At 50.4% G+C, this 26,266-nt stretch carries 23 protein-coding genes and 2 tRNA genes; 10 read left to right on the forward strand and 15 right to left on the reverse strand.

The features are described 5' to 3' along the window. Positions 1-56 precede the first annotated feature (56 nt). The 4 genes from L1S32_RS04350 to L1S32_RS04365 all read right to left on the reverse strand — a co-directional run bounded on the left by L1S32_RS04350 (position 57) and on the right by L1S32_RS04365 (position 3,604). The gene (locus L1S32_RS04350; RefSeq protein ID WP_278156448.1) at positions 57-1,238 is read right to left on the reverse strand and encodes an inorganic phosphate transporter; all 1,182 of its coding nucleotides are present in this window, start codon (positions 1,236-1,238) and stop codon (positions 57-59) included. A gap of 8 nt (positions 1,239-1,246) precedes the next feature. After that, on the reverse strand, positions 1,247-1,876 hold the full coding sequence (locus L1S32_RS04355; RefSeq protein WP_278156450.1) for a DUF47 family protein: 630 nt from the start codon (positions 1,874-1,876) through the stop codon (positions 1,247-1,249). Between the two features lie 481 nt (positions 1,877-2,357). After that, a tRNA-Ala gene (locus L1S32_RS04360) sits at positions 2,358-2,429 on the reverse strand. 38 nt (positions 2,430-2,467) lie between these two features. Then, positions 2,468-3,604 carry a nicotinate phosphoribosyltransferase gene (locus L1S32_RS04365; protein WP_347403364.1) on the reverse strand — a complete coding sequence of 379 codons (1,137 nt, stop codon included), beginning with the start codon at positions 3,602-3,604 and terminating at the stop codon, positions 2,468-2,470. Between the two features lie 135 nt (positions 3,605-3,739). On the opposite strand from L1S32_RS04365, the gene L1S32_RS04370 reads away from it, so the two are divergent. Together L1S32_RS04370 and L1S32_RS04375 are read left to right on the forward strand one after the other, a co-directional pair. Further along, positions 3,740-4,411 carry an MTAP family purine nucleoside phosphorylase gene (locus L1S32_RS04370; protein WP_278156452.1) on the forward strand — a complete coding sequence of 224 codons (672 nt, stop codon included), beginning with the start codon at positions 3,740-3,742 and terminating at the stop codon, positions 4,409-4,411. A gap of 4 nt (positions 4,412-4,415) precedes the next feature. After that, complete coding sequence (locus L1S32_RS04375; RefSeq protein WP_278156454.1) at positions 4,416-5,738, forward strand: amidohydrolase; 1,323 nt, start codon at positions 4,416-4,418, stop codon at positions 5,736-5,738. A 198-nt stretch (positions 5,739-5,936) separates the two neighbouring features. On the opposite strand, the gene L1S32_RS04380 is transcribed toward L1S32_RS04375, so the two are convergent. After that, complete coding sequence (locus L1S32_RS04380; protein WP_278156456.1) at positions 5,937-7,637, reverse strand: AMP-binding protein; 1,701 nt, start codon at positions 7,635-7,637, stop codon at positions 5,937-5,939. Between the two features lie 95 nt (positions 7,638-7,732). On the opposite strand from L1S32_RS04380, the gene L1S32_RS04385 reads away from it, so the two are divergent. Both L1S32_RS04385 and L1S32_RS04390 read left to right on the forward strand, forming a co-directional pair. Beyond that, positions 7,733-7,900: transfer RNA gene (locus L1S32_RS04385), tRNA-Trp, on the forward strand. Positions 7,901-7,958: 58 nt separating this feature from the next. After that, positions 7,959-9,149 (forward strand): bifunctional 5,6,7,8-tetrahydromethanopterin hydro-lyase/3-hexulose-6-phosphate synthase, encoded by a 1,191-nt coding sequence (locus L1S32_RS04390; protein ID WP_278156458.1) that lies wholly within the window; start codon positions 7,959-7,961, stop codon positions 9,147-9,149. 45 nt (positions 9,150-9,194) lie between these two features. Here L1S32_RS04390 and L1S32_RS04395 read toward each other — a convergent pair whose 3' ends face one another. Both L1S32_RS04395 and L1S32_RS04400 read right to left on the reverse strand, forming a co-directional pair. Continuing rightward, complete coding sequence (locus tag L1S32_RS04395) at positions 9,195-9,851, reverse strand: metal-dependent hydrolase (RefSeq protein ID WP_278156460.1); 657 nt, start codon at positions 9,849-9,851, stop codon at positions 9,195-9,197. A 63-nt stretch (positions 9,852-9,914) separates the two neighbouring features. Further along, positions 9,915-10,550, reverse strand: a complete 636-nt coding sequence (locus tag L1S32_RS04400; RefSeq protein WP_278156462.1) for a response regulator receiver protein — start codon at positions 10,548-10,550, stop codon at positions 9,915-9,917. Between the two features lie 136 nt (positions 10,551-10,686). On the opposite strand from L1S32_RS04400, the gene glyS reads away from it, so the two are divergent. Together glyS and L1S32_RS04410 are read left to right on the forward strand one after the other, a co-directional pair. Next, the gene (gene glyS / locus L1S32_RS04405) at positions 10,687-12,414 is read left to right on the forward strand and encodes a glycine--tRNA ligase (protein ID WP_278156464.1); all 1,728 of its coding nucleotides are present in this window, start codon (positions 10,687-10,689) and stop codon (positions 12,412-12,414) included. Next, positions 12,411-14,669: a DEAD/DEAH box helicase gene (locus tag L1S32_RS04410; protein ID WP_278156466.1), complete on the forward strand. Its 2,259-nt coding sequence runs from the start codon at positions 12,411-12,413 to the stop codon at positions 14,667-14,669. Before glyS ends, L1S32_RS04410 begins: the two co-directional genes overlap by 4 nt. On the opposite strand, the gene L1S32_RS04415 is transcribed toward L1S32_RS04410, so the two are convergent. Further along, a complete protein-coding gene (locus L1S32_RS04415; RefSeq protein WP_278156467.1) occupies positions 14,670-15,050 on the reverse strand; it encodes an Sjogren's syndrome/scleroderma autoantigen 1 family protein in 381 nt (126 codons plus the stop codon). It lies immediately after the preceding gene. A gap of 73 nt (positions 15,051-15,123) precedes the next feature. Between L1S32_RS04415 and L1S32_RS04420 the strand changes: the two genes are divergently transcribed. Then, the gene (locus tag L1S32_RS04420; protein ID WP_278156469.1) at positions 15,124-15,387 is read left to right on the forward strand and encodes a UPF0147 family protein; all 264 of its coding nucleotides are present in this window, start codon (positions 15,124-15,126) and stop codon (positions 15,385-15,387) included. Positions 15,388-15,452: 65 nt separating this feature from the next. On the opposite strand, the gene L1S32_RS04425 is transcribed toward L1S32_RS04420, so the two are convergent. Next, positions 15,453-15,878, reverse strand: coding sequence for a secondary thiamine-phosphate synthase enzyme YjbQ (locus L1S32_RS04425; protein WP_347403365.1), 426 nt, complete (start codon positions 15,876-15,878; stop codon positions 15,453-15,455). 85 nt (positions 15,879-15,963) lie between these two features. On the opposite strand from L1S32_RS04425, the gene L1S32_RS04430 reads away from it, so the two are divergent. Beyond that, positions 15,964-16,803, forward strand: a complete 840-nt coding sequence (locus L1S32_RS04430; RefSeq protein WP_278156471.1) for a PEGA domain-containing protein — start codon at positions 15,964-15,966, stop codon at positions 16,801-16,803. On the opposite strand, the gene gyrA is transcribed toward L1S32_RS04430, so the two are convergent. The 4 genes from gyrA to L1S32_RS04450 form a co-directional block, all read right to left on the reverse strand. Beyond that, positions 16,804-19,347 carry a DNA gyrase subunit A gene (gene gyrA, locus L1S32_RS04435; RefSeq protein WP_278156473.1) on the reverse strand — a complete coding sequence of 848 codons (2,544 nt, stop codon included), beginning with the start codon at positions 19,345-19,347 and terminating at the stop codon, positions 16,804-16,806. Beyond that, complete coding sequence (gene gyrB, locus L1S32_RS04440; protein WP_278156475.1) at positions 19,337-21,253, reverse strand: DNA topoisomerase (ATP-hydrolyzing) subunit B; 1,917 nt, start codon at positions 21,251-21,253, stop codon at positions 19,337-19,339. Before gyrB ends, gyrA begins: the two co-directional genes overlap by 11 nt. Before the next feature lie 166 nt (positions 21,254-21,419). Next, positions 21,420-21,728 (reverse strand): hypothetical protein, encoded by a 309-nt coding sequence (locus tag L1S32_RS04445; protein ID WP_278156477.1) that lies wholly within the window; start codon positions 21,726-21,728, stop codon positions 21,420-21,422. Positions 21,729-21,806: 78 nt separating this feature from the next. Further along, the gene (locus L1S32_RS04450) at positions 21,807-22,964 is read right to left on the reverse strand and encodes an NAD(P)/FAD-dependent oxidoreductase (protein ID WP_278156479.1); all 1,158 of its coding nucleotides are present in this window, start codon (positions 22,962-22,964) and stop codon (positions 21,807-21,809) included. A 111-nt stretch (positions 22,965-23,075) separates the two neighbouring features. Between L1S32_RS04450 and pth2 the strand changes: the two genes are divergently transcribed. Both pth2 and truD read left to right on the forward strand, forming a co-directional pair. Beyond that, a complete protein-coding gene (gene pth2, locus L1S32_RS04455; RefSeq protein WP_278156480.1) occupies positions 23,076-23,438 on the forward strand; it encodes a peptidyl-tRNA hydrolase Pth2 in 363 nt (120 codons plus the stop codon). Beyond that, positions 23,435-24,703, forward strand: coding sequence for a tRNA pseudouridine(13) synthase TruD (gene truD, locus L1S32_RS04460; protein WP_278156482.1), 1,269 nt, complete (start codon positions 23,435-23,437; stop codon positions 24,701-24,703). The genes pth2 and truD overlap by 4 nt, the downstream gene beginning before the upstream one ends. 19 nt (positions 24,704-24,722) lie before the next feature. Here the strand turns inward: truD and sppA are convergent, their stop codons facing one another. Both sppA and L1S32_RS04470 read right to left on the reverse strand, forming a co-directional pair. After that, positions 24,723-25,508: a signal peptide peptidase SppA gene (gene sppA, locus L1S32_RS04465; protein WP_278156484.1), complete on the reverse strand. Its 786-nt coding sequence runs from the start codon at positions 25,506-25,508 to the stop codon at positions 24,723-24,725. Between the two features lie 13 nt (positions 25,509-25,521). Beyond that, entirely contained in the window at positions 25,522-26,199 is a 678-nt protein-coding gene (locus L1S32_RS04470) for a dihydrofolate reductase family protein (protein ID WP_278156486.1), read from the reverse strand. Positions 26,200-26,266: the final 67 nt, after the last annotated feature.

A 26,266-nucleotide genomic window follows, 5' to 3' on the forward strand; every position in this document is an offset into this window, starting at 1 on the left:
ATATTATCTCTTAGCATTCGGTCGAACAGGTCAATGAAAAAAATGAAATTGGCATTTCACAGGAAAACGGAGGCATACAGGACATATACCACCCAGGTAACAAGAGCGGTCGCCGGGATGGTAATGATCCATGCCACCACAATCTCACGGACAATACCCCACCTCACAGCAGACGAATACCCGCGTGTTGCACCGGCACCCATGATAGCACCACTCATTGCATGCGTCGTTGAAACGGGCACACCCAGTGAGGTCATTATGGAAAGTACCGCCCCTCCCGCCATTGAAGCTGAAAAACCCTGATATGGCCGGATTTTTGTGATCTTGTTCGCCATTTTATCAACAACGCGCCATCCCCCGAGAAGGGTACCCATAGAAATTGCACCACACGATGCAAGGATTACCCAGAGAGGCACAGAAAATTCGGAGAGAATTCCGCCGGCAACAAGCATAGCAGTAATAACACCCATTGCATTCTGGGCATCATTTGCACCGTGCCCAATTGCCTGGAATGAACCTGCTGCAATCGTAAGGGGCCTGAACGCTGCATTCAGGCGGGACGGATTCTGCTTTTTCCCCAGATGCATAATCACAAGGCCTATCAGGAAGGACGATATGAGGCCAAGCATCGGAGATATGACAATAAATATTACCACCGCAAGAATTCCGGATATCTTAAGGTAGCCGCCGATGATGAGCGCAGGAATAATAATGGTGACCCCCACCAGGAAGGCCAGCGGTGCCTTACCCCTCCACTCACCCTTGCGAAGAACGGCGATTGCAATATAGAGGAGCATACTGAACATTCCGCCCACAGCCATTGCCAGAACAACTGTTACCACAAGATCCCATGCCGGCCAGAGAATCGCACCGACACCGGCACCCGCGATACCGGCACCCAGCAGACCACCAATGAGTGCATGTGAACTGGATACCGGAATACCCAGCATCGATGTCGTAAAAACCCAGAGAACTGCGCCAAACATTGCCGCAAGAAGCATATGGGTCGTCATGAAGCCAGGGTCAACGATACCCTTTCCAATCGTGGCAGCAATTGCTGTGGTAAAGATGAGAGGGCCCAGGAGGTTAAAGAATGAGGCCAGTAATACTGCCTTCAACGGGGACAGGGATTTTGTCGCAATGATCGTTGCAATTGAATTAGCTGCATCATTCAGCCCATTGGCAAAGTTAAATGCCAGTGCCAGAAAAATTCCCAGTCCGATAATCAGAGTATCCATAATTCACATCAGGAGTGGCGTATTGCAATATCACTCAGCACGTTTGCAGCGTTTTCACACCGGTCAGTCGCGCTTTCCAGTTTTTCATAAATATCCTTATATTTGATCAGTCGGATTGCATCAGGACACCTGAATATTGCCTGGATTGCCTCACCCAGCAGATCGTCACCGAGATTTTCGAGCCGATTGATTTCAATACAGCGCTCTTCTATGACTTTCTGGTTCTTCAGATCCCGAATACCCTTCACTGCAAACTGAAGTTCTTCAGCGGAAACCAGAATCAGTTTTGACAATTCAACCATGAACCGGTCCGTCTCCGGGATGCCATAGAGATACATCATCCGGGTGGCACCATCAATAAAATCGAGAATGTCATCCAGAGCGGAAGCAAGGCGAGAGATTTCATCCGGCTCTATTGGTGTAATGAACGTCGTATTCAGCAGCTGGTAGATATTATGGGTAATATTATCTCCCTTATGCTCATACGATTTCATTTTATGGCATTTATTTTTCAGATCATCATAATTTTCGACCGTATACACAAGGAATTCAGCCGCATCCCGTACGTTATCAGCTGATTCCTCCAGAAGGTCATAAAATTGTTTATCCTGTGGAATAATCCAGTCTTTCATCCCCATGCAGATACCTGCAATTTAATTCACCCGAGTCCGTAAAAGGCTTTGGAAAAGGGCGGGAGAATGACACGTCAGATCATTACTATGGCCCGAAAATTAAGGCATTTTTTTAAAAATCAGGCAGATATCCGGGATGCATGTCAAGAGATATTGATCAGGAACAAATAGACCCGGAATACCGGGAACGTGCTGATATCAGGATTAGGGTTTGAACGCCCATGTGACACACCAGAGTGAAGGGAAACATCGCTATCAGGCAGGTCTCTCCGGCGAACCATTCACCCATGCGTTATCCCCCATCGTCATTCTTTCTGCATGAATGTCAATTACCACAGGGAAACACAGCAGGACCGGCTCCCGGTGATGCACAAACCGGTTGCTCTTTCCATAGCCCTTCCGGAGATAAAAAAGGATACCTGACGTATTTGAATCGAAGATACATGATGCAATGTGAGAAAGAACGGGACGAACAACAAAATTCAGATGGACCGAGCGGGAATTGAACCCGCGGCCTCTACCATGCCAAGGTAGCGATCTTCCCCTGATCTATCGGCCCACTGTGCATATTAACTTCGTATTCATAGGATAAAATGATTATTTATTCATCGCAGGCAGACTGCGAAGAAAATACTGAAGACGGGCCCGTGCTTCGCTTATAGTATCCGGTGCAACACGGGTGCCGTTCTCCAGTGCCGGCACGATTAGGGCCGTTCCCCCGGATGGATGTTCCGAGGTGACGGGAAGGAGGAGTCTTTTTCCGCCTTCAGTCAGGTACACCTGTTTCACCCCTCCCTTTTTCCCCCGTTTCGAAACCGGTTCGCCGTTCCGTTCGACAATATCCATGGAGAAGTCGATTACCGGGGCATTGGCAATAGCGCCCCCGACACCAAATGCATCCACAATATCACCATAGGCAATAATATCGGATTCCGTCACCCCTCCGCTTAAAAATATTTTCACATGGGGAAACCCGTGCAGGTCCAACTCCCACCTGACTTCCTCAAGAATAGCACGCATATCCCCCCTGCGGGAACGGGGCGTATCGAGCCGCACCGCCTCTGCACCGGCCTGTGCTGCTGCAAGGGCTTCACGTTTCTCATCGCAGAAGGTATCACAGAGATATATCCGGGGAACATTCGGGGGTGCGTGCCTGTTAAAAGCAGCCCATCCGGCCCCTGCTGAGCCAAGACTCATGATCAGTGCATGCGGCATGGTGCCTGCAAGGGGAATACCTGCCGGGGCACAGGTATTGCTCACGCCGGCCACACCGCCGATCCATGCCGCCCGTTCAATCATACCGGCAATTGCAGGATGCTGCCTTCGTGAACCAAAGGAATAGAGCGGTTTGTCACCTGCGATACAGGTGAGACGTGCAGCTGCACTGGCAACACCGGATGCATGGCAGAGGAAGCCGAGAATTGAGGTTTCATATCTGCAAAAATCAAGATATTTGCCTGATATTCTGAGAACAGGTTCACCGGGATAGAATATCGTTCCCTCAGGCATGGCAGAGATATCAAGCGGCAGACCATCCAGAAGGGACAACACATCTTCAGTGCCGCAGACGACCCCCCACTCATCGGGAAGCGAGGACGCAGTTATTTCCACGGCAACGTCAGGATTGCACCCTTCTCCACGCAGGGTTTCGTCAGTGTGCACAAAGTAAACATCCGTACATTCACCCGATGCGATTGCTGCATCACTGACAATTCCAAACCTGCTTATCATCATCTGTGAGGTTGGACGACATCGGATATCAATCTGATTCAAACCGTTCCGTCGTTTTTATGACCCAATCATACAGATAGTACACCAGAGATTGTCCGACATGGTTTATTCCATTCAGGCATGACGGAGCAGATATATATGCTAGGCATAATTGGCGGTACCAGTCTTCTTTTTGCTGAATTACCTGACCTGAAAAAAACAGAGATCGCCACACCCCATGGTACTGCAGAAGTATATCAGGGAGAGATTGCGCTCCTGCTGAGGCACCAGTACGGCATGCCCCCTCACCGGATCAATTTTCCTGCCTGTCTCTCTGCCCTTGCCATCGCCGGAGTTGACCGGGTAGTGGCATTCGGTTCAGTGGGTTCCCTGCAGAAATCAATCCGGCCGGGTTCAATCATCATCCCGGATGACTATGCAAGTATGGCAGCAGTGCCGACGATCCACAACCATTCCCAGGCGCATGTCATGCCGGGCATAGACGCGAAGCTGAGTGCAGAGGTCGCCGCCTGCATCCCTGAGGCACAGCAGGGGGGCACCTATGTGCAGACAAGCGGCCCCCGCATCGAGACAAAAGCTGAGGTCAGTGCACTCTCCCGGATAGGGGATGTCGTTGGCATGACCATCTCATCAGAAGCAACCCTCGCCAATGAACTGGGCATTCCCTTTTCTGCAATCTGCATGGTCGACAATTATGCACACGGCATTGGAGAGGACGGACTCTCGTATGAGCAGATTCTCAACTTTGCACGGGCCAACACAAAAAAGACGGAAATGATACTTGAACGAATCATCACACGAATCGGGTGACACTATGACAGAAAAAATCGATGGCTACGAACAGAACAGGACAAAGTTCATTCAGAATGCACAGGTAAACGGAAAAACGCAGGACATCTATATCGATGCATCCGGAGTCATCCGGTCGGTTGGCACCGATATCAGAGCAGAGTTCCGGGGCCAGGCAGAATGCATCATCGATGCCTCAGGGATGGTCGCCATTCCGGGGCTCGTGAATACCCATACCCATGCTGCAATGTCCCTCCTGCGCGGATACGCAGATGACATGCACCTTCAGGAGTGGCTCTCAGAAAAGATCTGGCCCCTTGAAGCGCATCTCACCGGCGAAGACGTCTACTGGGGCACAAAACTTGCCTGCCTTGAAATGATCCGTTCCGGCACCACGGCATTCAACGACATGTACTTTTTTATGCAGGATGCAGCCCGTGCCGTAGATGAAGCCGGTATCCGCGCAACGTTCTGCCACGGGTTTATCGATTTTGACATCCCTGAAAAGCGGGAGACGGAAATAGCCGCCACCAAAAACCTCGTCAAACACATCAAGTCACTGGAAAATTCACGGCTGCAGGCCGCCGTCGGGCCGCACGCACCCTATACCGTATCACGCGAAGGGCTGGAGTGGTGTGCTGAATTCTCCCGGGCAGAGGATATCATGCTGCACATCCACCTCAGTGAGACAGAGGGCGAGGTAGCCGGATGCATGGAAAAACACCAGATGCGGCCCGCGGCCTTCCTTGATTCATGTGGATGCCTTTCTGAGCGGACTCTTGCAGCACACTGCTGCTGGCTTGACGATGAGGAGTGCAGACTGCTTGGCAGCCGCAGGGTGAGTGTCTCACACAACCCGTCCTCAAATATGAAACTCGCGGTCAACCGGGCACTCCCCTACCAGGCACTCAAAGAGGCCGGCGTAAATATCACCCTGGGAACGGACGGATGCTCATCCAACAATAATCTGGACATGCTTGAAGAGATGAAGTTCGCAGCCCTGCTGCAGAAGTTCTTCTGGAACAGCGACACCCTGCTGCCGGCAGATGAAGCACTTGCGATGGCCACCGCAAACGGTGCACAGGCTCTGGGCATCCCAACCGGAGCAATTCAGGAAGGAAGCCCGGCAGACATTGTGTTAATCGATGCAAAAACACCCTCAATGGTTCCGATGCACAACTGTGTCTCAAACATTGTGTATTCCTGCACCGGAGGAGCGGTTGACACGGTCATCTGCGACGGCAGAATTCTGATGGCAGACAAATGCATTCCCGGCGAATACGAAATCCTTGAAAAAGCACAGGGCATTGCAACCCAGCTGGTTGAACGGGCAAACGCCCCGCAATAGCCGAAAAAATACCTGCCTGCCGAAGTACCGGCAGATCTTTTTTCATTTTTTCCCCTGAGAAAACTGCACCTGAAATCCTGTTGAAAGGCTCAGTGCTGGTGTCGTAAGAAATTTTTAAAAACCATGCGAATGCATACCGGGCAGATGATTCCCGAACCCGATACACGAAGAAATTATTCGGATCGGAATAAAAAAGGGTTATGCGGTTTCAATTCGTGCCTCGTTCTCAAGGCCCAGTTCTTTGATGGATATCTCCTGCATCTCGCCCTTCCGGATCTTACCGGTGACCGTGGCGGGGAAGCCTGAAACGAATTTGACATAGCGCGGCGTCTTATACCGTGCAATCCGACCTTCACAGTAGGCCTTGACTTCCTCTTCCGTCATTTCAAACCCGTCATGCAGTTTAATCCATGCCATCAGTTCTTCGCCATACTTCTCATCCGGCACACCGATGATATACACATCCTCTATTTTTGGATGGGTATGGAAGAACTCCTCAATCTCACGGGGATAGATATTCTCTCCGCCGCGGATGACCATCTCCTTGATTCTTCCGACAATCCGCACATACCCCTCTTCATCCATCGTGCCAAGATCACCGGTATGGTTCCACCCGTCCGCATCAATCGTCGAACGCGTTGCACTGGGATTGTTGTAGTAGCATTTCATGACCACATACCCGCGCGCACAGATTTCACCGGGCATGCCCCGCGGCACGATCTTTTGGGTCTGCGGATCAATGATTTTGATCTCCACATGCGGGAATGCCTTGCCAACAGTTGATACACGGCGTTCAATCGGATCGTGCGTTGTTGTCATGGTCACCCCCGGCGAGGTCTCGGTCTGGCCATAGACGATCACTACATCGGTCATGTTCATCTTTTCAGAGATGGCCCGCATGTACTCGGTCGGACAGGGAGAACCTGCCATAATCCCCGTCCTGAGAGTGGTATACTTATATTTGGTAAAATTCGGATGCTTGAGTTCGGCGATGAACATCGTCGGAACACCGTGCAGTGCGGTGCATTTCTCTTCCTGAACCGTCTTCAGCACTGCCTCGGCATCAAATGTCGGGGATGGCAGTACCATGGCAGCACCATGGGTCACACATACCAGATTGGAGAGCACCATCCCAAAGCAATGGTAGAAGGGGACAGGAATGCAAAGGCGGTCATTGCTGGTAAACGACATCCCCTCCCCGATACAGTATCCGTTATTCAGCACATTATGATGGGTGAGCACAACACCCTTCGGGTAGCCGGTCGTACCCGATGTATACTGAATATTGATGGGATCATCAAATGAGAGGGATTCCTCGCGTTCCTGAAGCTCATCCGGACTGATATTTTTCCCTTTCTCAAGGATTTCATCCCAGGTAAACATGCCGTTATAGGGAATATCCCCCATGAATACCACATTGCGAAGGAACGGGTATTTTTCACTGGACACTTTACCCGGCCTGCTCTCAATGGCTTCCGGACACGCCTCATAGAACATGCCGACATAATCGGATGACTTGAACCGACCCTGGAGAATAAGGGTATGCACCTCTGCCTGTTTCAGCGCATAATCCAGCTCAAACGTGCGGTACGCCGGATTGATATTGACCATAATCGCGCCGATTTTGGCGGTGGCAAACTGAACAAGAATCCATTCTGCATAATTCATTGCCCAGATAGCAACGCGGTCCCCTTTTTTGACGCCAATTGCCATCAGACTGCGCCCAAGCATCTCCACACGGGCATTAAATTCTGCATATGTCCAGCGGACATCCTGTTCAACGGAGACAACGGCCTCATTATCGGGATATTTATCGACTATCGAGTCAAGCATATCTCCAATCGTCATCCCCATCAGAGGAATATCAGAGATACCACTGGAGTAGCTGTGCTGAATCATCAGTACATTATCTTTTTCTATATCTACTTATGAATCGCGATCGCAATCACAATTCTTATTACACAGGGCATCGACATTATTATGCAATTCTGTGAGGGGTCGTGGCCTAGTCCGGCATGGCGACGGGCTCCAACGGTCTTTGCGTATGATGAACAATGGGTCTACTGAAAACCTGATGATGACCCGTTGGAGCACTGATGCAAGTCGTGCTCACGCATGTCGGAGAGACCCGTCGATCGTGAGTTCAAATCTCACCGACCCCACTTTTTGAGAGTATTTTTATTAGCCTACATCAAATAGATACTGGCTTAGGAGACACTCATGTATCTTATAGGAGAATCACTCGAGGGCGAAGGTACTGAACTTGCCCACATCGATCTTATGATCGGTGATAAAAACGGACCGGTTGGCACCGCATTTGCCAATGCAATGTCCCAGCTGTCTGCGGGCCATACGCCCCTGCTTGCTGTCGTCCGGCCCAATCTGCTGACAAAACCAGCCACACTCATTATACCAAAAGTAACCCTGAAAAAGGGATCACAGGTTAATGCAATTTTCGGCGCGGTTCAGGCCGCAGTCGCCAAGGCTGTTGCTGACAGCGTTGAAGAAGGTGTCTTTGATGACGTGGATATTGAAGATATTGTCATTCTGGCAAGCATCTACCTGCACCCGGACGCAGCAGACTACAACCGCATTTACCGCTACAACTACGGCGCAACAAAACAGGCCATTGAACGGGCATTTGCACAGTTCCCGAGCAAAGAAGTCCTCATAAAAGAGAAAGACCGCGCAGGACATGCAGTTATGGGATTCAAAGTTCACCGTCTCTGGGACCCGCCATACCTGCAGGTGGCCATGGACCTTGTCGACATGAAATCCGTCGAGCGCGTCCTGACTGAAGTTCCGAAAAATGACCACGTGCTCATTGAAGCAGGAACACCACTTATCAAACAGTTCGGGCTGAATGTGATCTCAGAAATCCGGAAGATCCGTCCGGACGCATTCATCATCGCCGACCTCAAGACCCTTGACACCGGCAATCTTGAAGCACGAATGGCAGCGAATGCATCTGCAGACGCCGTTGTTGTCTCCGGTCTTGCACCAGTATCAACCATCGAGAAATTCATCCTTGAAGCAAAAAAGACCGGCATCTACTCTGTCATCGACATGCTCAATGTCGCAGACCCTGTTGCGCTCATCAAAGACCTTGCTTCCCGTGGCGCAGCGCCAAGCATTGTTGAACTGCACCGTGCAATCGATGACGAAGGCACTGAATATAACTGGGGCAACATCGCGGCAATCAAAGAAGCAGCCGGCGGAAACCTTCTCGTCGCAACCGCAGGCGGCATCAGGCAGCATGTGGTGAAGACCGCACTGAAGTCCGGCGCAGACATCCTTGTGGTGGGCCGTGCAATCACCGCAAGCAAGAATATCAAGAACGCAGCTGAACAGTTCATCGAAGAACTCAACAGTGAAGAGATTGATCAGTTCAGAATTATGACTGATTTCTAAGCAGAAATCGCAAAAAAAATACCGAAGCGGAAATTCCCGCTTCTCTCATATTTCTATTGTAACACCAGGTGCAAGCACCTTTACCCGGATATCTGTTGTCCGCTCAAGCGTCTTCTTAAATGCCTCTGCATCCTGTTCGATGGGGGGGAAGGTGTTGTAATGCATCGGGATGACCGTATCAGCACCGAGGAATTCAGCGGCCATCATTGCCTCGGCGGGCCCCATCGTATATCTCCCGCCAATGGGCAGCAGTGCGACTTCCGGGTGGTAGAGCTCACGAATAAGCTTCATATCAGAAAAGAGCCCGGTGTCACCGGCATGATAGATGACCCTGCCATCCATCCTGATAACAAACCCAGCGGCCACTCCTCCGTAGAATCCGTGCTGACCCGTACATTCGAGCCAGGATGAATGGAGTGCGGGTGTCATGGTAAATCGAACACCTTCTACCTCTATTGTCCCCCCGATGTTCATTCCTTCCGCAGGTATTCCCTGACTCTGCAGCCAGTGGGCAATCTCATTCACCGCGACGACAGGTGCTGAAAATGACATGGTCTCGCCAAAATGATCAGCATGCCCGTGAGTAACGGCCACAATATCCACATCCTTCGGAACATTCCCCCCAGGAATAAAAGGGTCGACAATAACTCTCTTTGAGCCTTCAATCACAAAGCATGAATGACCAAACCATGTTATCTTCATGGTATACAGATTATTCAGAACTTATACAAAAAAATTAAGATTAAAAGTATGATTCAATACTTTTCAGCTGATATCGGCAAGTTCAGCTTCGGTTATATCTATTGCTTCTGCAAGTCCGTCATTATTCAGTCCGCCGGTCATCGACTCGGTCAGGTCACGGTCCTCCATCACATCACGAATCCGTTCGAGATAGGGATCTAAGGTAGGGTCACGCTCCTGCTCAATCACATGCCGGTACTCACGCAATGTTGACGGGCTGATGCCAAGTTCTTCACTGATCTCCTTCATCGTATTGCCTGAATCCAGAAGCTCCTCCATACGGGCGCGTTCAAAGGGCATCTTGAAATCAAGTTCTCTGAACAGCTTCAGCCTGACACGGGCACGCGCAACAGTCTTGGAAAGTTTCTCATCGCCAAGCACACGCGCAATTTCCGTATCATTCTTCCCGTCATAGTATGCACAGACAAGCTGGGCAAGCTGGCGGGGAGGAAGTTTGGTTTTGAAATGGCCCTGATCTAGGATATCACGCATGATGAGAGCAACTTCACGTTCAATAGCTTCCTTGTCGCGGAGGGTTCCGTGGATCTTTCTCATCGGTTCAACAATGGTTGTCTTGTTGGTAATGTCTGTGAAAAGGTCAAGAAGCTCCTTCTTGCGCTGGTTCATTCTTGCCTGTTTCTTACTCTTGCTTTCCCGCATTCGCACTCACCGGAATCTGCTTTATAATGTGTATGATACAATATAAGGCTTTTCTTCCGTGCAATAGTAAATTCAGCGCTCGTTAAAATATCTTTTATAATCACGCGTAGAATATAGAGGAAAGCAGTGATCCATAATGGGCGATATCTACGATAATGTAATGGAACTTGCACGAAGGCGGGGCTTTGTCTGGCCGTCTTCAGAGTGCTACGGGGCGGTAGCCGGATTTATTGATTATGGTCCCCTCGGAGCAATGCTGAAGCGGAAAATCGAAAATCTATGGCGTGGTTTTTACATCATCCGTGAGGGATACTATGAAATCGAAGCACCGACCGTCGGCGTTGAATCGATTTATATTGCCTCCGGCCATGTCAAGGGATTTGCAGACAAAATGTGTCAGTGCCCCTCCTGCAGGGAGTATCACCGGGCAGATCACATCGCTGAAGAACACGGGACGGCAAATGCCGATTCCCTGAGTCCGGAAGCACTTGCGGAGATTATTAATGGCCTCCCCTGTCCGTCATGCGGAGAGCCGATTGAAAACGCAGATGTGTTCTACTTTAACCTGATGTTTCAGACCACAATCGGGCCGGGTTCACAGCGAACCGGATACCTGCGCCCGGAAACAGCACAGGGCATATTTACGGACTTCAATCGTCTCTCACGGTTTTACCGTGAAAAATTACCGTTTGGAGCCGTTCAGGTAGGCAAATCCTATAGAAATGAGATCTCTCCCCGGCAGGGAATGATCCGCCTTCGTGAATTTACGCAGGCGGAAGCGGAAATATTCATTCATCCCGACCATAAGGACCATCCCGATTTCGGCCGGTATGCAGACTATTCCATCCCCCTCTGGGGACAGACGCAGCAGATGCAGGACATAAAGCCCATCACCGTCACGATGCGCCAGGCCGTTGATTCCGGACTGGTTGCCAATGAATATGTGGCCTATTATATTGCCCTGACACATGAGTTTTTGACGCAGGTCGGCATCAATCCGGATAAGCTGCGTTTCCGCCAGCATCTTCCGACAGAATGTGCCCATTACGCACTGGACTGCTGGGATGCAGAAATATTCTCAGAACGCTTCGGGTGGGTTGAAACAGTCGGCATTGCAGACCGTACGGATTATGACCTGAAGGCTCATGCAAAGGAGAGCGGAGACAGCTTTACCGTATTCATCCCGTATGATGAAGTCCGGCAAGAAAACCGCAGGAGAATTGTGCCCGACATGGGTGCAATGGGGCCGCATTACCGGGGAAAAGCAAAGGCAGTCGCCGATGCACTGATAGACTCTGCACCCGGTCCGGACGGTGCCACCATCACCATTGACGGGGAAGAACTCTTTATCCCGGCAGACCTGTACCAGATTCGTGAAGAGACCGTTGAAGTTCGTGGTGAAGAAGTCATGCCGCACGTTGTCGAACCGTCATACGGCATCGACCGGATTCTTTACTGCACCCTTGAACATTCCTATGAAGAAGAGGATGTGGATGGGGAAATCAGGAAGGTGCTCCACCTGAACCCGGCCGTTGCTCCGGTGCAGGCAGCAGTATTCCCGTTGATGAACAAGGACGGACTTGACACCATTGCACGGGATCTTACCACCAGTCTCCAAAAACACGGCATCCTTGCGCAATATGACGATAACGGGGCAATCGGAAGAAGATACCGAAGGCAGGACGAGATCGGCACCCCGTATGCCATCACTGTCGATTATGATTCACTGGAGGACAACACCGTCACCCTGCGTGAGAGAGACAGCATGCAGCAGGTACGTCTTCCGGCCACCCTTGTACCGGAAACCCTCACCAGCCTGATTCAAGGAACCCTGCCGTTTTCTGAAGCGGGCAGGAAGATATGAATTATATATCCCATTCTTTTATCAAACCTGAATCAATTGAAAGACGTGATTATCAGCTTTCCATAGCAGCATCGGTACTGCAGGAAAACTCAATGGTTGTCCTGCCAACAGGCCTCGGCAAGACAGCCATTGCGCTGATAGCAACCGCGTCACGCCTGTTGAATGCTGGCGGCAAGGTGCTGATGATGGCACCAACGAAACCTCTTGTTGAGCAGCATTATCGGTTTTTTTCAAAATATCTCCGGGTTGAAGGGGCAGAGGAGACAGAGACGGATTCCGGTGTCTTCGCGATGTTCACCGGTGATACACCGAACCAGAAGCGTGTGCAGCAGTGGGAGAGCGCAACCTGCATCTTTGCAACACCACAGGTGATCAAAAATGACTGCCTCGCCGGCAGATACCGTCTCACCGATGTCTCGCTTTTAATCGTGGATGAATGCCACCGGGCAGTCGGCAACTATGCATACGTGTTCATCGCACAGGAATACTTCCGGCAGGCAAAAAATGCGCTTCTGCTTGCTATGACCGCATCCCCCGGCAGCAACCGGCAGAAGGTGCAGGAGATCTGTGAAAACCTGATGGTGGGAAGAGTGGAGAGCCGTACGGAAACAGACGCTGACGTAAAGCCCTACATCCACGAACGGGAAATCACCCATATCTCCGTCCCATTACCGAAAGAACTGGAATATGTCATTAAAACATTAAACCAGCTGCTGGGCACCCGTCTCTCAATGCTTTCAGGATTCGGGTATACGGTACCCGCCCCTGATAAATTATCGATGAAGGCAATGAATGCCATATCAGCACAGGTGCAGGCACGCATCAAACAGCAGGACCAGACAGGATTTGTCGGCGCATCCGTTCACGCCGAATGCATGAAGCTTCGCCATGCCATCTCCCTTGCGGAAACCCAGGGAAGTGAAGCACTCAAACAGTACCTCTTCAAACTTCAGGCGGAAGCAACCGATGCAAAGGCATCAAAGGCAAGTATTCGCCTCGCACAGGACCCGGCATTCCAGAATTTAACCGCTCAGGCAAAAGGGTGGCAGGAAGAACTCCTGCAAAAGCCGGAATATATCGTAAAAATCGTGCAGAAACAGCTCACCGAATTCCCGGAAAGCAGAATCATCATCTTTGCCACCTTCCGCGACACGGTAAATCTCATCGTGAAAAAGCTCACCACGGAGGGCATTGAAAGCCACCGGTTTGTCGGGCAGGCAAGCCGCGACACCGAAAAAGGGTTATCGCAAAAAGAGCAGCTTGCAACCCTTGCCCGGTTCCGGGAGGGCGCATTTAAGGTGCTTGTCGCGACATCCGTCGGTGAAGAGGGGCTGGATGTTCCCTCCACCGACCTGGTGATATTCTATGAGGCCGTTCCGTCAGAGATCCGCAGCATTCAGCGAAAAGGCAGAACCGGAAGACACGGCGCAGGGAATATCATTGTTCTTGTCACCGAGGGAACCGCTGATGAAACCTACCGGTGGATCAGTCATTCACGGGAGAAATCCATGCAGAAAGGCATCTCTTCGTTAAAGAAAACCCCGCATACCAGCTCCCCGGTACCGGCAGAGAAAAATCAGCAGATGAGCATCATCGATTTTGACGGTGAACCGGAGAAGAAAATAATCGCTGATGACCGGGAGACCTCATCTGCCGTGGTGGAATGGCTCCATAAAAAAAATACTATCGGCCTTGAAATAACCCGGCTTGAATACGGCGACTATGCCATCGGAAACCAGATGCTTGTTGAGAGAAAAACGGCACGGGACTTTGTTGACACGCTCGTTGAACGGGATCTGCTGGGACAGATAAAACAGATGGCAGATGCCTGCGAGCATCCGGTGCTCATCATCGAAGGGGCGGCGGACCTCTATACCCAGAGAAACATTGCACCCAATGCCATCCGTGGTGCCCTTGCCGCAATCGGTGTGCAGTTTGGCGTCTCGGTATTCATGGTTTCAGGACCGGAGGAGACGGCGGAGATGCTCTATGTTCTCATGAACCGTGAACTGGGAGAACCATCCGGACGTCCGTCACTGCACCATCACAAGTCATACCAGTCAGAACGTGAACAGCTTGAGTATATTCTGTCATCGTTTCCGGGGATTGGCCCGCATCAGGCCCGCAGCCTCCTGGAACACTTCGGTTCCCTTTCCGCGGTAATCTCTGCATCAGAAGAAGAACTCAGAGAAGTTGAGGGAATCGGCCAAAAAATATCGGGAGTCATCACCGGACTCTCCCACAAAAAATACTGATTAATATTGAGCTTTTTTTAGCGCGTGCAGGGCATCCGTTCCTGCGCGCACTGCATCCATATACATTTTTGCGTCCTCCGGACGGGAGGCCTCCATCGCTTTTGTGCACAGTGCACAGATCGTCTGCTCCAGAGATTCACACACGGAACCGGATACCTGCACCCCGGTCTCCTGAACACGGGGTTGGGAGATGACCGGTTTTTCCGCCAGATTAGCTGTATTATCTTCAGAAACCCCTGGTTTACCCAGTTCCTTACAGACGACACAGCATTGTCCCCCTTTTATCTCAAACAATGGCGCCCCACAGTCTTTGCATGTGGCAGAAAGCATCCTCCCACCGTTCAGCAGATATGATGCCATCACTTCATCTTCACTTTTCATCTGTAATCTCCGGTTTCTCAAATATCTTATATATGCTATTACTAAAATGTATACTGCGAAGGTGGAAAAAATAATGGGTGACCCTGAAGTAACAATCAAAAACTGTGTAATGATGCTCCAGCAAATGATGGAAGACAATACCATTCCACGCAACATCAGAAGAGTCGCGGATGATACCCGCAAAGTGCTCATCAATGATTCTCAGCAGCTCGGGCTGCGTGCAGCTACTGCGATATCCATTATTGATGAAATCAGTAATGATCCAAATATGCCGGTTCACGCCCGCACACGGATCTGGGAACTGGTCTCCCAGTTAGAGACGATCCCGCTGGACTAACCATTTCTTAATACTTTTCTTAAAACGTATTTTCGGTTGTCTGTTCTCCTTTGAGACCAGGGATTTCAGATGCCGATAACACTGCAGACTATTGTGCGCTCCCGTGATGCCCTCACATCAAGCTCTATCAGCACTGGCTGCTGCCATCTGCCGGTTCTTATGGTGCCATGCGAGACAGGGATTGTTAATGACGGGCCGATGAGAGCGGCACGCACATGGGAACGTCCGTTTCCATCCCCCCACGCCTGGTCATGGGCATAGTTCTTTTCCGATGACGCAACTGCTTCAAGGGCATCCATCAGATCAGCAAGCACACCGGGTTCATACTCAATGGTTGTCAGCGCAGCAGTAGACCCGGGAACATAAGCACACACAATCCCGTCACGGACCCCGGACCGGCTAACCACCTGCTGAAGGGGCCCTGACAGATTGAGGATATCGCCCTCACCCGCTGTCCTGAATACAAGATCTTCCTGGTACATATCGATCATATGCAGATGAGAACTCCTGCGATACGTAGTTTTGGGTCATCAGGCATAAAAGGACATATATGCCTGTTTGACATAGGCATCTGATATGACAGACATATCCATGCAACAGGTGAGAAAACTGCTCTGCATCCTCCTTGCGATTTATTTCGTGACAGGATTTGTAACAGCAGGGCCGCCCACCATCCTCATCTCATCATCCCCCAGCGGGGCAGGAGTGTATATCGAAGGTGCATACAAGGGCGACACACCCCTCGACCTGACAGGGCGCTATTCACCCGGATCCTATTCTATTGAACTGAGGAAAGACGGCTATATCTCCTGGCTTGGCACCCTGGAAGTGAAAAGCAGTGAGACCACGTCGATATCTGCTACCCTGATGCCGTACAAAGGAAATGCCGATATTTCATCCACACCGGCAGGAGCAACCATATACCTTGACGGAACATATGCCGGGATTTCCCCCCGCGTCATCAGTGACATTCCCACGGGAAAACATACCATAGCATTAAAACTGGATGGATATTACGACTGGAACACCGAGATAGAGGTTGTTCAGGGAAAAACGGTCACCATCAGTGCAAAAATGGAGAAAAGCGAAATCCCATACGACGGTTCAATAAATATCCAGTCCACACCATCCAATGCCGAAGTATACGTCGATGATGTTTTCAAGGGATATACCCCTCTCATAATCCGGGAACTCGGACCCGCCAATTACCACATCAACCTGAAACTGGAAGGATACCAGGACTGGGATGCAAGTGTTGATGTAAGTGTCGATGAACAGGAAAAAATCAGTGCAAATCTCTATCCTTCCGCGGGAACGTCACCATCCGAAACAACGACACCCTTATCTCCTGTCATTCCCGTAATCGCGTTAGGAATTATTGGTATGGCAGTCTGCTGCACGAAAAAAAATGATTAATTAATATTCATTCATATTTTCCGGTTCGGTATCCGGCTCAGTATCATATTCATCTGATCCGCTATCAGACTCCGGAGCCGAATCATTATCAGACGTACTTTCGGACCCGGTCTCGGTTTCAACTGCTTCCGGAGCGGATTTGATGATGGTGAACCCGACCAGGCTGTCACCATTGTCGAGTTTCATAATTCTGACACCCCGTGTTCCGCGTTTCTGGATGGAAATCTCTGATACCGCTGTCCGCATCACGATGCCTGACCGGCTCATCAGAAGGACTTCATCATCATCGGAAACTGCCTTTGAAGAAACAACCCCGGCTGAATAATCGGTCTGAATATTTCTGACACCCATGGTCGCACGACCATGCCCCATGAACTCATCAAATTCGGTTCTCTTCCCATATCCCCGCTCGGTAATGGTCAGCAGATGATCTTTTTCAATCACCGCGATATCCTGCAGCAGATCGCCGTAGCGGAGTTTGATGCCGATGACACCCAGTGCGTTTCTGTGCCGCAGGGGGACTGTCTCAATATTGAACCGGAGACTCTGTCCGAACCGGGTGGTAAGAATCAGATCACTGGTTGCATCAATACTCTTGACATGAACAAGTTCATCATTCTCACGGAGGGTGATTGCATTGATGCCATTGGCACGGGGACGGGAGAATTCTGCCTGTGGAATCTTAACAATCATTCCTTCCCTGGTAACAAAGAGGAAGAACCTCTCGTCACTGAACTCAGAAACCGAGATAATTGCCGTTACCCGCTCTTCGTTAAGATTCAGGAGATTGACAATCGCCTTCCCGCGGCTGGTCCGGCTGGCTTCAGGAATATCATATACCTTCAGCCAGTAGACTCTCCCGGCAGAGGTGAAACACAGCAGATAATCATGCGTACAGGCAGTGAAAACCTTCTGGACGACGTCATCCTCCTTTGTCGCCATTCCGATAATGCCCCGTCCTCCGCGGTGCTGACCACGATAGGTCTCAAGAGGCATGGATTTAATATAATTATCACCGGTCAGGGAAATGACCACCTCACGCTTCTCGATGAGATCTTCTTTATCGAATTCACCTTCAAACGGAGTGATTTTGGTTCTCCTCTCGTTCCCGTATTTTTCGCCGAGAGTCGTAATTTCTTCCCGGATAACGGCAAGGATGTTCTTGTCGTCAGCGAGAATGGTGGACAGGCGCTCAATCTCACGGTGCAGAGCATCCCTTTCATCCGCAATCTTCTGGTGTTCGAGAGCGGCAAGGCGGCGAAGCTGCATCTTCAGAATCGCATCCGCCTGCACGGCATCCAGACCAAACTGTGCAATCAGTGCGGCGGAGGCCTCCTCACCGGTCTTTGAGGCACGAATGGTTGCGATGACCTCATCAATCCGGTCAAGGGCCAGCAATAACCCTTTCAGGATATGCTGGCGCTCTTCCGCTTTCCTCAGGTCAAATTCAGTACGTCGCCGCACCACTTCACGCCGGTGGCGGAGATATTCATTAATGATGGAGCGCAGGCCCAGTACCTTCGGCTGGACATCTACGATGGCCAGATTAATGATGCCAAAGGTGGTTTCAAGAGCAGTATGCTTATACAGCTGATTCAGAACCGTGAGGGGCTGGGATGCGCGTTTCAGTTCAATGACAACCCGAATTCCGTCCTTATCGGATTCATCACGGATATCACTAATCCCATCTATTTTCTTCTCACGGACGAGGGCCGCCATCTGCTCGATCATCCGGGACTTGTTCACCTGGAACGGAATCTCAGAGATGATGATGCGTGGTTTCTTTTCCTCATCCTCAATCTCTGCGACCCCCCGGATACGAACCTTGCCCCTTCCATCCCGATAGGCGTTTTTAATTCCCGATGTGCCGAGAATCACGCCGCCCGTCGGGAAATCAGGCCCCGGCATGATGGTCATCAGATCATCGGTGGTGATTTCAGGATTGTCAATGACCGCTGCGATCGCACGGGAGACCTCCCCCAGATTGTGGGGGGCCATGTTGGTTGCCATTCCGACAGCTATTCCGGTGGACCCGTTTACTAAGAGATTCGGGAATTTTCCCGGAAGGACCGACGGCTCCCTGAGTGATTCATCAAAATTCGGGACGAAATTCACCGTCTCTTTGTTGATGTCCTCTAAAAGCTCCTCTGCAACCGGATCAAGGCGTGCTTCGGTGTAACGCATTGCAGCAGCAGAGTCCCCGTCAATCGAACCGAAGTTACCCTGCCCTTCCACCAGCGTATGCCGATAGGAAAACGGCTGCGCCATCTTAACGACCGTATCATAGATGGAGGCATCACCGTGCGGATGGTACTTACCCATGACATCTCCAACCACACGTGCACTCTTTTTAAACGGCTTATCATGGGTATTCCCCATCTCGCCCATCGCAAAGAGCGTACGGCGATGCACCGGCTTGAGACCGTCACGCACATCGGGGATAGCACGTCCGATGATCACACTCATTGCATAATCAATATAGGAGGATTTCATCTCCTGTTCAATATTGACAGGAATAATACGGCCTCTCTCTTCAGATGTCAAGGTTCGTCACCTCCTTTGCATGGCGCCGGATAAAATCACGGCGGGCAGATACATCATCGCCCATGAGCTTTTCAAAGATATCATTTGCATAACTCGCATCTTCGATCTGCACCTTTTTCAGCACACGGGAGGCAGGGGCCATGGTGGTGTCCCAGAGCTGCTGGGCGTTCATTTCACCCAGACCCTTGTAGCGCTGGATGTGGGTGCCTTTCTCTCCCAGCTCCTTTGCATACTCCCGCATCTCCTCTTCGCTATATGCATAATACTCCGTTTTCCCCCGTGCAACGCGGTACAGCGGCGGCTGGGCGATATAGATATAGCCTTCTTCAATCAGTGCCGGCATGTAGCGGTAGAAGAATGTCAGCAGAAGCGTACAGATATGGGCGCCGTCAACATCCGCATCGGTCATGAGAATGATATGATGATACCGGCTGCGCTCAATATCGAATGTTTCCGCAATGCCGGTCCCGATGGCAGAGATTAATGTCTGAATTTCGACATTCTTCAGGATTTTCACCGGGTTTGCCTTCTCGACATTCAGGATTTTTCCTTTTAACGGAAGAATTGCCTGGAATTTACGGTCCCGCCCCTGTTTAGCCGAACCTCCTGCAGAATCTCCCTCGACAATATAGATTTCACTCTTTGAAGGGTCACGCTCGGAACAGTCAGCCAGTTTGCCCGGAAGGCCGGAACCTTCAAGGGTACTCTTTCTGCGGGCAAGTTCACGGGCTTTCTTTGCTGCTTCTCGTGCTTTTGCTGCGGTCTTGGCTTTTTCGATGATAATCTGAATTACCTTCGGATTTTCTTCGAAATAGGTTGAAAGCGACTGATACACCAGTGAATCCACAATGCCCTTGACATTTGAGTTCCCCAGTTTCATCTTGGTCTGCCCTTCAAACTGCGGTTCAGCAATCTTAATGGCAATCACGGCATTCAGACCTTCCCGGACATCCTCTCCCCGCAGAGGAACGGACAGGTCTTTGAGCAGATTATTATTCCGTGCAACGGTGTTTATCGAGCGGGTGAGTGCACTTCTGAATCCCTCCAGATGGGTGCCTCCTTCACGGGTGTTGACGCTGTTGACAAAGGTCAGCATCGTTTCCGAATAGGCAGTAGTATACTGCAGGCCTACTTCAACCTGCACCTTGTTTGGCACATCTTCTGATTCCAGATAGATGACGTCCCGGTGAATCGCTTCCTTCTCACCGATAAGATAGGTCACAAACTCACTGATGCCCCCCTCATAATGGAAGGTATCAGAATCTCCGGTCCGTTCATCAATAATTGAGATCGAGATCCCCTTATTCAGGAAGGCCAGTTCCCGCATCCGATAACTCAGTTTGTCATAATCAAAGTCAACCGTCTCGAAGATTGCCGGATCCGGTTTGAAACAGATAAGAGTGCCACGCTTATGGTCCCCCTTTTGCTGATCGCACTCCGTGAGCGGCATGGTGACCGCACCTGAATGAAAGGCAATTGAATGAACTTTTCCATTCCGGAATACCGTTGCGGAAAGCTCAGATGAAAGCGCATTAACAACAGACACACCCACCCCGTGAAGACCGCCGGAAACCTGGTATGTCGACTTATCAAATTTACCCCCTGCATGGAGTACCGTCAACACGACCTCAAGTGCACTCTTCTTGTATTTTGGCATCATATCAACGGGGATACCCCGCCCGTTGTCTTCAACCATACAGGAACCGTCTTCCGTCAGGGTGACGGTAACCGTATCACAAAATCCCCCCAGTGCCTCATCAATTGCATTGTCGACGACCTCGTAGACGAGATGATGAAGCCCCCGTTCATCCGTACTGCCGATGTACATCGCAGGACGTTTCCTGACGGCTTCCAGTCCTTCAAGAACCGTGATATTGCTGCCTGTGTATCCGCTTTTTTCAACCATCAAGAATACTCCTGAATATTGCCATTAATTCAGACATATAACTCTGTTTTTTCATAACCACCACTAAAACCTCAGCTCTGACAGAATCAAAAATGTCAATGAAATTAATTAGTATAATATAGGCTTTTTCAGACTTTAATGATTGCTCACTCTCACTTTCACCCTCTCAGTCGTACTTGCCGATCTGCGGATCAGGGATGCCGAGATTCCGGTCAATTGCAACCACCAGTCTTTTGAGAATACGTACCACAGATTCGGCATCCTCTTTATCCATACTGCCGTTCTGGTGCCACATGACATTTTTCCGGAGCATGACAACCAGTTCTTCAACTTCCGTCCCCAGAAACTGTTCGGGTACCTGCATCTCCGTCAGATGATCACTGACACCTGCCCATGCCTGTTCCGGAGGCAGGGCAAAATGCCGTGCAATCAACATGATATTGGTAATAAAACCTCGTCCGAACTGACTCTCCATAGAATACACTCATCATACAACATGAAAAAAATGCTGGCGTGATATCCGATGAACACAGACCATAAAAAAAGTCAGTATCTATCGCCTGCCACCAAAAAGCAGACTCCTGAGCTCTGCTTTTGCAACCGTACGTGCTATCCGGAAGAAGGTTGGATTTTTCATCAGCCGGAGAATCAGTTCCGTTGGCCGGTCCATATCACCATATTCAACTATCGTCCGCTTCATTTCCGGCGTGTTCAGTGCCCTGCAGATATCGCTGATATCATTCGTGGAAATATTTGACCTCATTTCAAGGAACCGGTAGCCAAAATCCAGTTCTTTCCCAAAGTCTGCACTCCATGCCGATTCATACGGGGAAAGGGATGTGTCATCAAACCGGTCCTCTTCGCAGCAGACAGACGCCACATCTGCTGCATGCCGGGAAGACCGGACACCGGTATACACGCCCCCTCCGGAAGTGGGTTTTGCAAATCCGGCCGCATCGCCCACAAACAGGGTCCGTGCACCATAGGTCCGGGGCATCACGCCCATCGGGATGGTGCCTGTCACCTGATGCAGGCATGAATCACTGAAATTGCGGATGAATGAGGAGAAACGACTCTGCACATCCGCCCCTCCTGCAAGACCCACTCTCACTCTGCCCTCCCCGGCAGGAATGGCCCAGCCAAAAAAATCAGGGGAGGCATCCGGATAAATATGCACAAATGCGGTGTCCGTTTCATACGGAACATCGGCCTGAATTCCGGCATAAAACCGAAGGGGCGGCTTCATTCCGCGAATGGACCGGATATGGCTGCGTGGCCCGTCTGCAGCAATCAGGAGGCGAAACGGAATCTCACGGTGGCCGCCCACTCCCTTCGTAAAGAGCACATTGTCCCGGATATCATATGCATAGGTTTTGAGCAGGATATCAGCACCGGCTGATACCGCATTCTCCGCCATTTCCCGGTCAAGGGCACCCCTGTCCACCACGAGGGCCTTGGTTTTGCCGGCATCAAAGTTCAGTTCACACCCACGGGAAGAATGAAGCGTGGCACCCCGCACCGCCTGAATCACCGAGTCCGATGACACGTGACACTCAACAAAGGCATTCTCACTCAGAAGACCGGCACACTGAACAGGATATCCGACAGATGCATGCTCTTCTATCATCAGTGTCCGGAGCCCTGAAGCAGCACAGTATCGTGCCGCTGCAGACCCGGCAGGCCCTGCACCGACAACAATCACATCGTACATCTACATTCAATAGGCATGAATCATGGATAAAAACTCGGGAATATTTCATAATCAAAGAATTCCGCCGGGTGAAGAGGTATATACCCGCCAGAGCTCATTACTACAGTATCGATGAAAGATGATTCCGATTTTACGTGGAAACAATGCCTGATAATCCGCAGTGATGTAAAAATGAGCTGCGGGAAAAAGTGTGCACAACTCGCCCATGCTGCAGTTGGGGCATATGAAAAGTCCGATAAAATCACGCGGAAAAAGTGGTTTAATGAAGGGATGAAGAAAGTGGTGCTTAAGGCCCCTTCCCTTCGCGATCTCTATGAAATCAAGGCCAATGCAGAAATGGCAGGAATAGCCACCTCGCTTATCACCGATGCGGGCCGGACTGAGGTCGAACCCGGTACCGTCACCGCCCTTGGACTTGGTCCGGCACTCTCAGAAGATCTGGACAGAATTACCGGGGACCTGCAGCTCTTATGAAACAATCACCATATCCTGTCGAACAGACACTTGGCATGCAGTATTATGTCTGTGACAATGAAGGCATCCAGGGTCTCTTACGCCAGGAAGCAGAAGACTTCATTGTGCATGAAATAAACAACCCGGTACAGTCATCCGGAAAATACCTGATCTGCAGTCTGGAGAAGAAAAACTGGGAGCTCCAGCGTGCGGTGAAGGAAATTGCCAAAATACTCGGCATCAGTCATCGCCGGATCTCGTGGGCAGGGACCAAAGACAAACATGCTGTCACCACCCAGCTGATATCCCTGTATGATATCGCAGAAACTGATATCGAAAATATCCACCTGAAGGACATTACCCTGACGCCGGTTGGCAGATCTGATCAGCAGTTATCACTGGGAGATCTGCAGGGAAACCGCTTTGAAATTACCCTGCGTTCATGCATCTCAGGCAACCTGACCGAGGCAGTCGCTCAGGCAGATTCCTGTGTCAAAACAGGAGTCCCCAATTATTTTGGAATTCAGCGGTTTGGTGTTCAACGACCGGTCACTCATCTTGTGGGTAAACAGATTCTGCTCGAGGACTATAAAGAGGCAGTCAGGACATATGTGGGATTCCCTTCAGAAGGAGAGCCTGAGAGTGTTGCAAAAGCCCGGACGGATTATCTCTCAGACAATGATCCCAAAAAAGCCCTTGAAAATCTTCCGGTCCAGATGAGGTATGAACGCGCCATCCTCCATCACCTTGCAGAAAGGCCGGAAGACTATGAAGGTGCACTCAAACGTGTTCCCCCAAAGCTCCTCTCGATGTTTGTTTCAGCATATCAGTCATGGCTTTTTAACATGGGCCTTTCCCACAGAATTCAGATGGGGTACGCCTTGTCTGAACCGGCACCGGGAGACAGAATCCTGTTTCAGAACGGAAAAACTGACATCGTCGGGGAATCAAACGCCGCCCAGGCAGCGGTGCTCATCAGACGGGGCCGTGCCCACATCTGCCTTGAGATGCCGGGTGAAAAGACCGTACCCACCGGGAGCCCGTCTGAACAGCACATATCCAGCCTGATGGAGGCAGACGGCATATCCTATGCATCATTCAGAAAAGCAGGGGAATTAACCGACATGTCATTTAAGGGGGCATTACGCATGATCAGCGTCAGCACCACGGTTGAATCGGAGGTATGTGACGATATCGTGCGCCTCTCATTCTCACTTGGGCCGGGACAGTATGCAACCACCATCTGCAGGGAATATATGAAGGCTGATCCCGTCCGGATGATTTAAAAAAAGAACACGGAAAATCTCAGGGATACGCAGATACGGCATTAATTGCGTCGAAGAGATTCCCCATCTCATCGACCAGTCCGATACTTTGTGCATAATCCCCGCGAATGGGGCGTGCGTCCTCTATTATCGAACGCTCAACTCCCCGCTGGGCAACCACATCATCGATGAATATTTCAGAACTCTCGTTTACAAGCTCCTGAAGATATACCCGCTCGTCATCGGTGAGTCCCCGGTAGGGGGACGTAATATCTTTTTTATCACCGGATTTGAGCACATCGACAGAGACCCCTTCATCTTCGAGTGATTTACTGTAGTCAAAAATCGTCCATATAGTGCCGATACTGCCGGTCATCGTATCCGGATTGGCATAGATAACATCAGCGTGGGAACTGATGTGATACGCAGCAGAGGTTGCGATATCCCCCATGGAAACAATGACAGGTTTCCGCTCTTTTGCATACTCAATATCACGGATGATTTCCTGCGCTGCAGCGGGAGAGCCTCCGGGACTGTTCACCCGGAGAACGATTCCCTCGACGAGCGGGTCGTCTGCCGACGCACGCAGTTCACGCCCGATATATTCACTTCCCGCATATCCGTTTCCATTTACATTCGCCGAAACAATGGTGCCTTCCACACGGATTACAGAGATGCTGAACTCTTCTGAGACCGTCCATACTGCAGCCATCACTATGGCTGCAAGAAGAAGTGCAGTAATTCCCCCCAGAAAAAAATATTTCAGCCAGCCACGGCGCATTTTTTTTCGGTTGATTCTGTCTACTTCACCCGCAAGCCAGCCCATGGAATTTCCTCACTCAATAGAGTATATCATACTCTGTAACCAGATTCTTTCCGCACATATAATGGTTTTTCAGGCTCAGGTGAAACATTTCATCCACCGAATTGATATGCATGCCGCCGACAAGAGAAGGCGTATCAGCTCCACCGACAATAAACGGAAGATGAATAAGACGCAATTCGTCCACAAGTCCGTTCTTAAACATATAATAATTCAGTGTCGGACCCCCTTCCACCATAAGTGTTCTGACATTGTATTGTTCATACAGGAGGGTCATAAGAAGAGGATAGTCAATATCTTTTTTCCCTGCGACCAGCACATCAGCACCCTTCTTCCGGAGTGCTGCCACCCGCTCCGGAGGTGCCCCCTCAGACACCGCAATCACCGTCTGCGCATCAGGCCCCAGTACATTTGAATCAAGAGGAATATCGGCACCCCTGTTTGGGATGACGCGAATGGGATTCTTCCCTTCCGCAAGCCTGACCGTGAGCATCGAGTTATCAATCCTGATGGTATTGGAACCTACCATAATTGCATCATATTCGGCACGCGTCTTATGGAGCAGCACCTCTGTTTCCGGGTCCATAAACTGCATGAGAATCTTGCTTGATGCACCTTTCCAGAGCGTAAGTTTCCCATCGACAGTCATCTCTGACATAATAAGAACATGTGGCCGGGTTATCCGATTTATCATATATTACCCCAGTATATCTATTCTTAATCTGTATGTGCAATTAATGTAATTATACGATAGGGATACG

Source organism: Methanogenium sp. S4BF, from assembly GCF_029633965.1.
In the GTDB taxonomy this organism is placed as follows: Archaea; Halobacteriota; Methanomicrobia; order Methanomicrobiales; family Methanomicrobiaceae; genus Methanogenium.